Source organism: Leifsonia sp. LS1, from assembly GCF_020521355.1.
In the GTDB taxonomy this organism is placed as follows: Bacteria; Actinomycetota; Actinomycetes; order Actinomycetales; family Microbacteriaceae; genus Leifsonia.
On sequence record NZ_BPER01000013.1, the window covers coordinates 76971 to 90128 of the forward strand.

The following is a 13158-nucleotide window of genomic DNA, read 5'->3' on the forward strand; positions in this document are numbered from 1 at the left end:
AGGAATCGTGACACAGGAGACAGGCGCACAGCGCTACGGCAGGAGTCAGGACGCGATCCGCCGCCTGACCAAGCGCCAGTACGCGGTGACGCAGGAGTCGGCCACCGAGCCGGCGTTCCGCAACGAGTTCTGGGACAACCACGAGGAGGGCATCTACGTCGACGTCGTGTCGGGCGAGCCGCTCTTCTCATCCACCGACAAGTACGACAGCGGCTCCGGCTGGCCGAGCTTCACGCGGCCGATCGAGTCCGCCGAGATCGTCGAGAACACCGACCGCACCTACGGGATGCTGCGCACCGAGGTGCGCTCCGGCCGGGCTGACAGCCACCTGGGCCATCTGTTCGACGACGGTCCCGTCGCCGATGGCGGGATGCGGTACTGCATCAACTCCGCCGCGCTCCGTTTCGTCCCGCTCGCCGAGCTGGAGGAGCAGGGCTACGGGGTCTACCGCCGCCTGTTCGAGAAGTAAGAGACGCAGAGAGACGTAAGGAGTACGAACGAATGACTGAGAAGGCCATCCTTGCCGGAGGCTGCTTCTGGGGCATGCAGGATCTCATCCGCAAGCGCCCCGGGGTCGTGGACACACGCGTCGGCTACACCGGCGGCGACGTCGCGAACGCCACCTACCGCAACCACGGGACCCATGCCGAGGCGATCGAGATCGAGTACGACCCCGAGAAGACCTCCTACCGGGAGCTGCTGGAGTTCTTCTTCCAGATCCACGATCCGTCGACCAAGAACCGCCAGGGCAACGACGTCGGCACCAGCTATCGCTCGGCGATCTACTACACCGACGATGAGCAGCGCCGCGTCGCGGAGGACACCATCGCGGATGTCGACGCCTCCGGTCTCTGGCCCGGGAAGGTCGTGACCGAGGTGGAGGCCGCCGGCCCGTTCTGGGAGGCGGAGCCCGAGCACCAGGACTACCTGGAGCGCATCCCGTGGGGCTACACCTGCCACTTCGCGCGCCCGGGCTGGGTGCTGCCGAAGCGATCGGAGTCGCTGGCCGGCTGACCCGCCGCATCCACAGCCCCGCCGTCGAGAAGGCGATAAGTACGCCCGTGACCGGGCACAACCCGTACTTTTCGCCCACTCGGTGGCGGGGCGGTCAGACCCGCTCCAGCAGGACGGCGACCTCCAGGTGCCCGGTCTGGGGGAACATGTCGAGAACGCGGCCGGTCCGGATGCGGTACGACGGCATCCGGGCCAGGTCGGTCGCGAGGCTCTTCGGGTTGCAGCTCGAGTAGACGACGTGCGGGATCCCCGACCCCTCCAGCCAGCCGGAGAGCTCGGAGCCGATCCCACGGCGCGGCGGGTTCACGATCACCAGCTCCGGCGTGGTCTTCGCCCGGATCGCGAACGCCGTCGCGTCCTGCGCGTGGAACGCCAGCTGGGGGAGGCCCGCCGCCGCGGCGGTTGCACGGGCGCTCTTGACCGCTTCTGCGCTGGTCTCGACGCCGACCACCCGGCGCCGGGGCGCTGCGCAGTGGAGGGCGAAGCCGCCGACCCCGCAGTAGAGGTCCCACACGCTCGCGGGCGACACTTCGTCGACCCACGCGCTCACCTGTCCGTAGAGCTGTTCGGCCACGGCCGTGTTGGTCTGGAAGAAGCTCTGCGGCCGCAGCCGCAGGCCGACTCCGCCGACCCGCATCACCAGCGACGACTCCGGCGTCAGCACGATCTCCCGGTCGCCCTCGACGACCGCCTTGTGCTCCGGCTGGATGTTCGCCGACACCACGCGGGCGTTCGGCAGCGTGCCGAGCAGCCACCCGAGCTCGCGCCGGATCCGCGCCACGGCGGACTCGTCCCGCAGCACGAACCGGATCATCAGCTCGTCGTCGGGCGAGAGCGTCACGAGGACGAACTTCAGCTCTCCGCGCCGCGCGGGCACGTCGTAGGGCGCGAGCCGTGCCCGCGTCACGAATTCCGCGAGCACGGGCAGCGCCGCCCGTATGCCGGGCGCGCAGATCCCGCACTCGCTCAGGTCGACCCCGCGCCCCCGCTCGTCGAGGATTCCGATGGTCGGCCGCTTGAGCGTGCCACCCACCACCATCTTCGCCTTGTTGCGGTAGCCGGCCTCCGCGCTCGCGACCGGAGGCAGCCACATCGCATCCCCGAAGGGCGCCAGCAGCTCGCGCGCCGAACGGTCCTTCCCCGCCAGCTGCTCGCCGTACGGCACACCCATCAGCGTGCACGACCGGCACACGCCGGCATCGAAGTAGGAGCAGTCCATGACCGGTCAATGGTACGCGGTCGTGCACACGACGAAGGCCTCACTCCCGTGGGAGAGAGGCCTTCGTGTGCTGTTCGGTGCCCCCAGTAGGATTTGAACCTACGGCCTTCTGCTCCGGAGGCAGACGCTCTATCCCCTGAGCTATGGGGGCCAGGAGTGCCCGTCCAGGCTAGCATCACTTTTCCGTGCTGCTCGCACGGCGCGGGCCTCGCCGGGGTCAGGCGGCGGGGAGGTTGGCGAGCACGTTCTCCATGAGCGGTGCGGCGTCGCCCGGCTCGAAGAAGGCAGTGGACTCGGCGACGATCCACTGAGTGCCGCGGAAGATCTGCACCTGGCCCGCGTCGCCCGTCTTGAAGTAGCCCTCGATGGGCGGCGCGCCGTAGGTGGGGACGGGCTGGGCGTCGGTGATCGCGGCGTTCTTGAGGGCATCGAGCTGGCTCGCGGGAGGCTGGGCGACGGCGATCTGGATGACGTCGCCACTGGTCTGGTTGAGCCAGGAGCAGGCGACACCCTGCCAGTCGGCGATCTTCTTCTCGAGGCTGCCGTCCTTCGGGGAGTAGCCGGGGTTCGCTCCGAAGTTGGGGTTGTACGCGTACAGCTGATCCGGGGTGACGAGCTGGTCGCAGGTGAGGGTGACCGGCGTGGGGGGCTCGGTCGGCGTCGAGGTGGGGGTGGTCTCCGTCGGCTTCGTCGTGGACGCGCCTCCCGCGGTGGCCGTGGGCGACGACGACGGCGACGCCGAGGGCGTGCAGCCGGCGAGGGCGAGCGCTCCGGCCAGGACGCCGGCGACGAGGAGGGAGCGGGCGGGGCGGGGGGAGAACGGCATGGTGGCGATCGTCTTCCGAGTCGGCGGGCGAGTGCTGTCGACCCTATCAAGGAGTGCACGGGCGCTCCGGCCCGGAGGCGTGCGCGCGCGGCTTTCGTTAGGCAATCGATGCCGTCGCCATCCCGGTAGAATCGATGCTCATGACTCCCGCTGACCTCTCCGCCGCCCTGCTCGACATCGTGACCGCGGTCGTCGACCGGCGCCGAGCGGAGGGCGCGGAGCTCGGCGAGCTATCCCTGACGCTCGCCGACGTGCCCCTGGAGCGGCCGAAGAACCGCGAGCACGGGGACTGGTCGTCGAACGTCGCCATGCGGCTCGCCAAGAAGGTGGGCGCCAACCCGCGCGAGCTCGCGACCGAGATCGCCGCGGCCGCCGCGGCCATCGACGGCGTCGCGTCGGCCGAGGTCGCCGGCCCGGGCTTCATCAACTTCCGCCTCGACGCCGCCGCCGCCGGGCAGCTCGCCCAGACCATCCTGGACGCGGGGGCCGACTACGGGCGCACCGACGTCTACCACGGCCTGAAGGTCAACCTCGAGTTCGTCTCGGCCAACCCGACCGGCCCCATACACATGGGCGGCGCGCGATGGGCGGCCGTGGGCGACAGCCTCGCCCGCATCCTGCAGGCCGCGGGCGCCGACGTCACGCGGGAGTACTACTTCAACGACCACGGTTCGCAGATCGACCGGTTCGCGCGCAGCCTGCTCGCTGCCTATCTGGGCGAGGCGACCCCGGAGGACGGCTACGGCGGCGCCTACATCGGCGAGATCGCCGCGCGGGTCGTCGCGGACTACGACGGCGACCTGTCCGCCCTGCCGCGCGAGGAGCAGCAGGAGGTGTTCCGCTCGCGGGGCACGCAGCTGATGTTCCAGGAGATCAAGGACCGGCTGCACGCGTTCGGGGTCGACTTCGACGTGTTCTTCCACGAGGACTCGCTGCACGAGTCCGGCGCCGTCGAGCGCGCCATCCAGCGCCTCTCCGACCTGGGCCACATCTTCGAGGCCGACGGCGCCGTCTGGCTGCGCACCACGACGTTCGGCGACGACCGCGACCGCGTGATCATCCGCTCGAACGGCGAACCCGCCTACATCTCGGGCGACCTCGGCTACTACCTGAACAAGCGCGAGCGCGGGTTCGAGCAGAACATCATCATGTTGGGCGCGGACCACCACGGCTACATCGGCCGCTTGATGGCGATGACCGAGGCCTTCGGCGACGTCCCGAACGTCAACCACCAGATCCTCATCGGCCAGATGGTGAACCTGGTGAAGGACGGCGAGCCGATGAAGATGTCGAAGCGCGCCGGCACCATCGTCACGCTCGACGACCTCGTCGACGCGGTCGGGGTGGACGCCGCCCGCTACTCCCTGGTGCGCTCGTCGACGGACTCCCCGCTCGACATCGACCTCGACCTGCTCAGCAAGCGCAGCAATGAGAACCCCGTCTACTACGTGCAGTACGCCCACGCCCGCACACGATCGGTCGCGGCGAACGCCGAGAAGGCGGGAGTCGACCGCAGCGCTTTCAAGCCGGAGCTGCTGACCCACGAGACCGAGAGCGCGCTGCTCGGCGCGCTGCAGGAGTTCCCGCGCGTGGTCGCCCAGGCCGCCGAGCTGCGCGAGCCGCATCGCGTCGCCCGCTACATCGAGGAGGTCGCGGGCCTGTACCACGCGTGGTACGCGGTGCGCGACGGTTCGACGCGCGTGCTGCCGTTCGGCGAGGAGCCCGTGACCGACGCGCACCGCACCCGGCTGTGGCTCAACGACGCGGCCGGGCAGGTCATCCGCAACGGACTCGGCCTCGTGGGGGTGTCCGCTCCGGAGCGGATGTGAGCCCGATGAGCGAGCAGCCCACCGAGACCCTTCCCGACCCGGCGGCGACCCCCGCCGGGACATCACCGCGTGCCCGGCGGCCGCGCTGGACGCGCGTGCTGCTGTGGACGCTGATCCCGCTCGCCCTGCTGGCGGTGCTCCTCGTCGTCGCCGACGTCGCAGTGCGCGCCTACGCGGAGCAGCGGGTGTCGTCGGAGATCGAGGAGAAGCTGCCGTCGAACATCGCGGGCGACGTGCAGGTGCACATCGGCGGCGTCTCGGTGATCCAGCAGTACCTCTCCGGCTCGTTCGAGCGAGTGGAGCTCGACGCCCCGAAGCTGACCGTCGACGGCACCCCGATCAGCGCCTCGGTGGTCGCGACCGGGGTGCCCGCCGACTTCAGCAGGCCGATCGCGGACGCGACCGGCACCCTCAGCATCTCGCAGGCGTCGCTGAACAAGCTCGTGACCATCCCGGGCGCGACCGGCGACATCACGCTCGGCGACGGCGTCATCGGCTACCGGGGCAGCATCGACCTGCTCGGCCTCCCCGTCGGCTACTCCGTCACGGCCACGCCCACGGCGCACGGCGACACCGTGCTCCTGCAACCGGGCACGGCCTCGCTGGACACGGGATCCGGTTCGAACGTCAACCTGACGCGCCTCCTCCAAGCCCTCACGGACCGCGGCCCCTTCCCGGTGTGCGCGGCGCAATACCTCCCGAAGGGCGTGAACGTCTCCGACATTGCGGTGACCACGGGCCACGCCACGGTCACCCTCACGGCCAGTGGTTTCGTGCTCGACGAGGCCTTCCTGCGGAGCAAGGGCAGCTGCTCGTAACACGTCCTGCGCCGCCGCACGGCATCGGTAGACTCTTTCGTACTTCTCCACCGGCTTCAGGGGCCAATCCGGGTCCGCTCGCCTGAGAGACCCCCCCACTCGTCGTTCCCGTGAGGTTGTCCCTATGGCCCCGAATCCCCTTGCACCCCCGTGGCTCCGCGTCCCGCACGACGCCAACGCCCTCGTCCCCGGCCTCTGGTCGCGCACCGTCGAACGCGACGGCGGTGAGCTGAGCGTCGGCGGGGTCGCCGTCACCGACCTCGCCGCCCGCTTCGGCACGCCCCTCTACGTGGTGGATGAGCGGGAGGCGCGTGAGCGCGCCGCGGAGGTGCGCGACGCGCTGCAGACCGCGTTCGCGGGGATCGGCTCGGCGGCGAAGGTCTATTACGCGGGCAAGGCCTTCCTCTCGATCGAGGTCGCGCGCTGGATGTCCGACGCCGGCCTCAACATCGACGTGTGCTCCGGCGGAGAGCTCGCGGTCGCCCTCGCTGCCGGCGTCGACCCGGCGCGGCTCGGCTTCCACGGCAACAACAAGTCGGCGACCGAGATCGACCGTGCCGTCGCGGCCGGCCTCGGCGCGATCATCATCGACAGCCTCCAGGAGATCGACCGCGTCGCCGAGGCCGCCGCCCGCCACGGCCGCGTCCAGAGCGTGCGGCTCCGCGTCAACAGCGGCGTGCACGCCCACACGCACGCCTTCCTCGCCACCGCGCACGAGGACCAGAAGTTCGGGATCGCCCTCGGCGATGCCGCGCAGGCGGTCGCCCGCATCCGCGCCCATGAAGGACTCCGCTTCCTGGGCCTGCACTGCCACATCGGCTCGCAGATCTTCGGCGCGGACGGCTTCGCGGAGTCGGCCGCACGCCTGCTCGCCGTCCACCGGGAGCTCCTGGCCGACGGCGACGTCCCCGAGCTGAACCTCGGCGGCGGATTCGGCATCGCCTACACCGCGGCGGACGACCCGGCGCCCATCGCGGAGCTGGCCAGGCGCATCGCCGAGACCGTCGCCGCCGGATGCGCCGAGCTCGAGATCCCGACCCCCGTCGTGGCGTTCGAGCCGGGGCGCTCGATCATCGGCACGGCCGGGCTGACCCTCTACACGGTCGGGACCACCAAGGATGTGCTGGTCGCGGCCGAGGATGACGGCGAGACCGCGGTCCGCCGCTACGTGAGCGTCGACGGCGGGATGAGCGACAACGCCCGGCCCGCCCTCTACGGTGCCGACTACTCGGCCCGTATCGCGAGCCGCGTGTCGCCGGCCGCACCGGAGCTCGTGCGCGTCGCCGGCAAGCACTGCGAGAGCGGCGACATCGTCGTGGACGCGGAGTACCTCCCCGGCGACGTGCGACCGGGCGATCTGCTCGCCGTGCCCGCGACCGGCGCCTACTGCTGGTCCTTGGCGAGCAACTACAACTATCTGGGCCGTCCGCCCGTGATCGCGGTGCGCGACGGCGAGGCCCGCGTGATCGTGCGCGGCGAGACCGAGGCGGACCTGCTGGCGCGCGACGCCGCATACGAGGGTTCCGTCGGCGAAGGAGTGAACCGATGATCGAGTACCGCAACCTCCGTGTGGCCCTGCTCGGGGCCGGCTCCGTCGGCTCGCAGGTGGCGCGTCTGCTGCTGGAGCAGGGGGACGAGTTCGCCTCCCGGGTCGGCGCCAAGCTGGAGCTCGTGGGCATCGCCGTCCGAAACCTCGACGCCCCGCGCGACGTCGACCTGCCGCCTGAGCTCTTCACGACGGACGCGAGCTCGCTCATCCTGGGCGCCGACATCGTCGTGGAGCTGATGGGCGGCATCGAGCCGGCCCGCGGATACGTCCTGGAGGCGCTGAACTCCGGGGCCGACGTCATCACGGCGAACAAGGCTCTCCTGGCCACCCACGGCCCCGAACTGTTCGAGGCGGCCGAGCAGGTCGGCGCGCAGCTCTACTACGAGGCGGCCGTCGCCGGTGCGATCCCGATCATCCGACCGCTGCGCGACAGCCTCGCCGGCGACCGGGTCAACCGCATCCTCGGCATCGTCAACGGCACCACGAACTTCATCCTCGATCGGATGGACGTCAACGGCGAGAGCCTGCAGGACGCCCTCGCGACCGCCACCGAACGCGGGTACGCCGAAGCCGACCCGACCGCCGACATCGGCGGCTACGACGCCGCGCAGAAGGCGGCCATCCTCGCGAGCCTCGCCTTCCACACCACCGTGCCGCTCGACCGCGTCTACCGAGAGGGCATCACCGGTGTCACCACCGCGCAGGTCGATGCCGCGCGCGAGGCGGGTGCCGTCATCAAGCTCCTCGCGATCTGCGAGCGCCTGACCGATCCTGAGACGGGGGAGGAGGGCGTCTCCGCCCGCGTCTACCCGGCTCTGATCGACCGGCACCACCCGCTCGCGGCCGTGCACGGCGCGCACAACGCGGTCTTCGTGCAGGCGGGCGCGGCGGGCGACCTCATGTTCTACGGCGCGGGCGCAGGTGGAGTCGAGACGGCCTCCGCCGTGCTGGGCGACGTGGTCTCCGCCGCGCGTCGGCACGTGGTGGGCGGCCCGGGCGTCGCGGAGTCGACGCACGCCGACCTCCCGGTCCTCGACATCGGCCGTGTCGTCACGCGCTATCAGATCACCCTCGACGTCACCGATCAGCCGGGAGTGCTCGCCGCGGTCGCGCGCATCCTGAGCGACGGAGGCGTGAGCGTCGAGACGATGCAGCAGTCGGTGCCGAGCGCGACCGGCGCGATCGTCATCGCGGGTCGTCTTCCGTCCGCTGAGGGGGCGCCGATTCACGGCGCGGGCGCACCCACCGCTACCCTGGTCATCGGCACGCACGAAGCCGAGGAGGCCGCGCTCGCGGCCACCGTGGAGGCGCTCGCGGCGAGCGACGTCGTGACCGCCATCTCTTCCGTTCTCCGAGTCGAAGGATCGTAATGCCCGAGAAGTCGTACAGCCGTCAGTGGCGTGGTGTCCTCCGCGAGTACGCGGACCGCCTGAACATCTCCGAGGCCACGCCGATCGTGACCCTCGGCGAGGGCGGCACCCCGCTCATCCCGGCCGCGGCACTCTCGGCCCGCACCGGCGCGGACGTCTACGTCAAGTTCGAGGGCATGAACCCGACCGGCTCCTTCAAGGACCGCGGCATGACGATGGCGATCTCGAAGGCCGTCGAGCATGGCGCGAAGGCCGTCATCTGCGCCTCGACCGGCAACACCTCCGCCTCGGCCGCCGCCTATGCGACGCACGCCGGCATCCAGGCGGTCGTCCTGGTTCCCGAGGGCAAGATCGCGATGGGCAAGCTCGGCCAGGCCATCGCCCACAACGCGCAGCTGCTGCAGGTGCAGGGCAACTTCGACGACTGCCTCGACATCGCCCGCGATCTGGCGACCAACTATCCGGTCCACCTCGTCAACTCGGTGAACCCCGACCGCATCGAAGGCCAGAAGACGGCCGCGTTCGAGGTCGTCGAGGTGCTGGGCGACGCCCCCGACTTCCACATCGTCCCGGTCGGCAACGCCGGCAACTACACCGCATACCACCGCGGATACACCGAGGAGCTGCAGCGCGGCGAGGCCACGAAGCTCCCGCGCATGTTCGGCTTCCAGGCCGCAGGGAGCGCCCCGATCGTGCTCGGCCACCCGGTCAAGGAGCCCGACACGATCGCCACGGCGATCCGCATCGGCAACCCGGCCTCCTGGGAGCTCGCGCTCAACGCCCGCGACGACAGCGACGGCTACTTCGGCGCCATCGACGACGCGAAGATCCTGGAGGCTCACCGCATCCTCTCCTCGGAGGTCGGCATCTTCGTCGAGCCGGCGTCCGCCATCAGCGTCGCAGGCCTGCTCGAGCGCGCGGAGGCGGGGGCCATCCCAGCCGGCGCCACGGTCGTCCTGACCGTCACCGGCCACGGCCTGAAGGATCCGCAGTGGGCCCTGCGCACGGCCGACGGCTCGGACGTGCAGCCCACGGTCGTGCCGGTCGACACCGCCGCCATCGCGGACGTGCTCGGACTCGTCGCCAGCGGAGCGACCGCGTGACCTTCACCGCCGACGCCCTGCGCGGCCGGTCCGTCACCGTCAAGGTGCCCGCCACCAGCGCCAACCTCGGTCCCGGCTTCGACACCCTCGGCCTCGCGCTCGCGCTGTACGACGAGCTGCGGGTCTCGGTCCGCGACGAGCCGGGAGCGACCGTCGAGGTCATCGGCGTCGGCGCGGGCGAGGTCCCGACCGACGCGACCAATCTGGTCGTCCGGGCGATCGCGCACACGTTCGCGTCGGTCGGCCACCCGCTGCCCGGCCTCGACCTCGTGGCGCGCAACACCATCCCGCACGGCCGGGGGATGGGCTCCTCCGGTGCCGCGATCGTCTCCGGGATCATGGCTGCGAAGGGTCTGCTGGAGGGCGTGGTCGAGTTCGACGCGCAGAGCCTCCTCGCGCTGGCCAACGACATGGAGGGACACCCCGACAATGTCGCACCCGCGCTGTTCGGCGGTCTGACCATCGCGTGGGTGACGCCGGAGGGTCCCCAGTTCAAGAAGCTGATCGTGCATCGCGGCGTCTCGCCGCTCGTGCTGGTGCCCTCGCACGTCATGTCGACGGCCCTCGCACGCAGCCTCCAGCCGGAGTCCGTGCCCCACGAGGACGCCGTCTTCAACGTCTCCCGCTCCGCCCTGCTCGTCGCGGCCCTCATCCAGAGCCCCGAACTGCTGCACGCCGCCACCGAGGACAAACTCCACCAGAGCTACCGCGCCTCGGCCATGCCCGAGACCAACCGTCTCATCACGCTGCTGCGTGAGCGTGGCTTCGCGGCCGTCGTCTCGGGCGCCGGCCCCTCGATCCTCGTGCTCTGCAGCGACCCGAGCCAGCGGCTCGCCGCCGCCGAGCTCGTCGCGAGCGAGGCGGAGACCGACTGGCAGCCGCTGATGCTGGCGGTCGACTTCAAGGGGGCGACGGTCTCGGCCGTCGCGACGGAGAGCGCGGACACTCCGGCGGCCTAGCGTCAAAAACGCCGGGCCCGAGGTGGTAAACTGTGCGTGCACCCGTGAAGAAACCGCGTCACGAGCGAATTCAGCTTCCGGGTGATCTCAAAGCAATCATGCCGTCATTCCTGCCTGCGTGCCCGGATGTCCGGGGCGCACCGTAGCGCGGATCAGAACGCGAATCGGTCAGGGCAGTTCATGTGACGAGTGCTCCACAGCGACGCGCAGAGAGCGCGTCGGGGGAAAGGAATCCTCTTCAGTGACTGATGTCGAACTCCACGCCGGGGGCGTGGACACCAGCGACCTGACCGCGCTCAAGGTGGCGGAGCTCCAGGCTCTCGCCTCGCAGCTCGGCCTCCAGGGCGCAAGCAAGCTCCGCAAGGGCGAGCTCGTCGAGGCGATCGCGGCCGCCCGTGCCGCCGCCCAGCCGGAGGCGGCGGTGCAGGCCGCCGCTCCGGTCGAGGCGATCGAGCAGCCCGCCGACCACGCGACCGCCGCCTCCCAGGTCCTCATCGAGCCGCTCATCGCCGAGCCGGCCGCCGCCGAGCCGGCCGCCGCCGAGCAGGTCGCCGCCGAGCAGGTCGCCGCCGAGCAGGCCGAGCCCGCCGCCGGGACCACGGTCCCGGATGCGGCTCCCGCGGCCCAGCCGGCCGCCGAGCCGCGCCGCCGTGGCTCCCGTCGTGCCTCCAGCCCCGATGGCACGAGCCTCACCGCCACCGGCCACGTCAACTCCGGCGAGACCGGTGTCGAGTCCCTCATCCCGGACGTCGATGCCCTCCTCGACTCCGCTCTCGCCTCGCGCGAGCAGGCGCAGCGCGACGGCCAGACCGGCGGCCGTCGCCGCCGTGGCCGCGGCCAGAACGGCAACGGCGCCCCGCAGGAGCAGGGCGGCGAGCAGCAGGCCGACCAGCCGCGCGAGGCCGAGCAGGCCGCCGCCAACGGCGAGCAGGGCGACGCGCAGGCGCCGGCCGAGGGCGAGCAGCAGTCCCGCTCCAGCCGCCGCAACCGCAACCGCAACAAGAACAACGGCCAGGCGCAGAACGGCGCGGGCAACGGCGCTCAGGGCGATCGTCCGGGCCAGCAGAAGGACCTCCAGGGCGGCGACGAGCAGAAGCAGTCGCAGCAGCAGGGCCAGCAGAACCGCGGCGGCCAGCAGCAGGACGCCGAGGGCGACCGCTCCGGCCGGTACCGCGACCGCAACCGCAAGCGCCGCGGCGGTGCGGGCGACGAGTTCGAGCCCGAGCTGTCCGACGACGACGTGCTGCTGCCCGTGGCGGGAATCCTCGACGTGCTGGACAACTACGCGTTCGTCCGCACCACGGGCTACCTCCCGGGCGCGAGCGATGTCTACGTCTCCCTCGGCCAGGTCAAGAAGTACAACCTGCGCAAGGGCGACGCGGTCGTCGGCGCCATCCGCCAGCCGCGCGAGGGCGAGAACAACAGCCGCCAGAAGTACAACGCGCTGGTCAAGGTCGACTCCATCAACGGGCAGACGGTCGAGGAGGCCGCGACCCGCGTCGAGTTCGGCAAGCTCACCCCGCTGTACCCGCAGGAGCGTCTGCGTCTCGAGACCGAGCCGACCAAGGTGACCCAGCGGATCATCGACCTGGTCGCCCCGATCGGCAAGGGCCAGCGCGGCCTCATCGTCGCCCCGCCGAAGGCCGGCAAGACGATCGTGATGCAGCAGATCGCCAACGCGATCACCACGAACAACCCCGAGGTGCACCTCATGGTCGTCCTGGTAGACGAGCGTCCCGAAGAGGTCACCGACATGCAGCGCACGGTCAAGGGCGAGGTCATCGCCTCGACCTTCGACCGCCCCGCCGAGGACCACACCACCGTCGCCGAGCTCGCCATCGAGCGGGCCAAGCGCCTGGTGGAGCTGGGCCACGACGTCGTCGTGCTGCTCGACTCCATCACCCGCCTCGGACGCGCGTACAACCTGACCGCTCCGGCGTCGGGCCGCATCCTCTCGGGCGGCGTCGACGCCTCCGCGCTGTACCCGCCGAAGCGCTTCTTCGGCGCCGCGCGCAACATCGAGCACGGCGGCTCGCTGACCATCCTCGCTTCGGCACTCGTCGAGACGGGCTCCAAGATGGACGAGGTGATCTTCGAGGAGTTCAAGGGCACCGGCAACATGGAGCTCCGCCTGTCGCGCAGCCTCGCCGACAAGCGCATCTTCCCGGCCGTCGACGTCAACGCCTCCGGCACCCGCCGGGAGGAGATGCTGATGGGCCAGGACGAGGTCAAGATCACCTGGAAGCTGCGCCGCGCCCTCGCCGGGCTCGACCAGCAGCAGGCCCTCGAGATCGTCCTCGGCCGTCTCAAGGAGACGTCGAGCAACGTCGAGTTCCTGATGCAGGTGCAGAAGTCGATGCCGCAGCCGGCTAATGGCCACGGCAACGCCCACTCGCACGGTCACGAGAACGACCACCGCTAGCTGAGGGAAGTGCCCGTCCGTCGCGCCCGTGCGCGCCGGGCGGGCACTT

General features: G+C 70.9%; 11 protein-coding genes and 1 tRNA gene. 9 read left to right on the forward strand and 3 right to left on the reverse strand.

Annotated features, from left to right (window positions below; all coding sequences use genetic code 11):
• The first annotated feature begins 7 nt into the window (after positions 1–7).
• Positions 8–469 carry a peptide-methionine (R)-S-oxide reductase MsrB gene (msrB, locus tag LLS1_RS18130; RefSeq protein ID WP_223360307.1) on the forward strand — a complete coding sequence of 154 codons (462 nt, stop codon included), beginning with the start codon at positions 8–10 and terminating at the stop codon, positions 467–469.
• A gap of 32 nt (positions 470–501) precedes the next feature.
• The gene (gene msrA, locus LLS1_RS18135; RefSeq protein ID WP_223360308.1) at positions 502–1014 is read left to right on the forward strand and encodes a peptide-methionine (S)-S-oxide reductase MsrA; all 513 of its coding nucleotides are present in this window, start codon (positions 502–504) and stop codon (positions 1012–1014) included.
• A gap of 94 nt (positions 1015–1108) precedes the next feature.
• On the opposite strand, the gene rlmC is transcribed toward msrA, so the two are convergent.
• The 3 genes from rlmC to LLS1_RS18150 all read right to left on the reverse strand — a co-directional run bounded on the left by rlmC (position 1109) and on the right by LLS1_RS18150 (position 3059).
• Positions 1109–2233 (reverse strand): 23S rRNA (uracil(747)-C(5))-methyltransferase RlmC, encoded by a 1125-nt coding sequence (gene rlmC / locus LLS1_RS18140; RefSeq protein ID WP_226657751.1) that lies wholly within the window; start codon positions 2231–2233, stop codon positions 1109–1111.
• Positions 2234–2311: 78 nt separating this feature from the next.
• Positions 2312–2384, reverse strand: a tRNA-Arg gene (locus LLS1_RS18145).
• A 66-nt stretch (positions 2385–2450) separates the two neighbouring features.
• Positions 2451–3059, reverse strand: coding sequence for an iron ABC transporter ATP-binding protein (locus LLS1_RS18150; protein WP_226657753.1), 609 nt, complete (start codon positions 3057–3059; stop codon positions 2451–2453).
• A gap of 140 nt (positions 3060–3199) precedes the next feature.
• On the opposite strand from LLS1_RS18150, the gene argS reads away from it, so the two are divergent.
• The 7 genes from argS (at position 3200) to rho (ending at position 13109) form a co-directional block, all read left to right on the forward strand.
• The gene (gene argS / locus LLS1_RS18155; RefSeq protein WP_226657755.1) at positions 3200–4888 is read left to right on the forward strand and encodes an arginine--tRNA ligase; all 1689 of its coding nucleotides are present in this window, start codon (positions 3200–3202) and stop codon (positions 4886–4888) included.
• 5 nt (positions 4889–4893) lie between these two features.
• Positions 4894–5706, forward strand: a complete 813-nt coding sequence (locus LLS1_RS18160; RefSeq protein ID WP_226657756.1) for a DUF2993 domain-containing protein — start codon at positions 4894–4896, stop codon at positions 5704–5706.
• 124 nt (positions 5707–5830) lie between these two features.
• Complete coding sequence (gene lysA, locus LLS1_RS18165) at positions 5831–7255, forward strand: diaminopimelate decarboxylase (RefSeq protein ID WP_226657758.1); 1425 nt, start codon at positions 5831–5833, stop codon at positions 7253–7255.
• A complete protein-coding gene (locus tag LLS1_RS18170; RefSeq protein WP_226657760.1) occupies positions 7252–8625 on the forward strand; it encodes a homoserine dehydrogenase in 1374 nt (457 codons plus the stop codon). The genes lysA and LLS1_RS18170 overlap by 4 nt, the downstream gene beginning before the upstream one ends.
• Positions 8625–9728, forward strand: a complete 1104-nt coding sequence (gene thrC, locus LLS1_RS18175; RefSeq protein WP_223360315.1) for a threonine synthase — start codon at positions 8625–8627, stop codon at positions 9726–9728. The genes LLS1_RS18170 and thrC overlap by 1 nt, the downstream gene beginning before the upstream one ends.
• Entirely contained in the window at positions 9725–10687 is a 963-nt protein-coding gene (thrB, locus tag LLS1_RS18180; RefSeq protein ID WP_226657762.1) for a homoserine kinase, read from the forward strand. The genes thrC and thrB overlap by 4 nt, the downstream gene beginning before the upstream one ends.
• 241 nt (positions 10688–10928) lie before the next feature.
• Entirely contained in the window at positions 10929–13109 is a 2181-nt protein-coding gene (rho, locus tag LLS1_RS18185; protein WP_226657764.1) for a transcription termination factor Rho, read from the forward strand.
• The last annotated feature ends 49 nt before the right edge of the window (positions 13110–13158 follow it).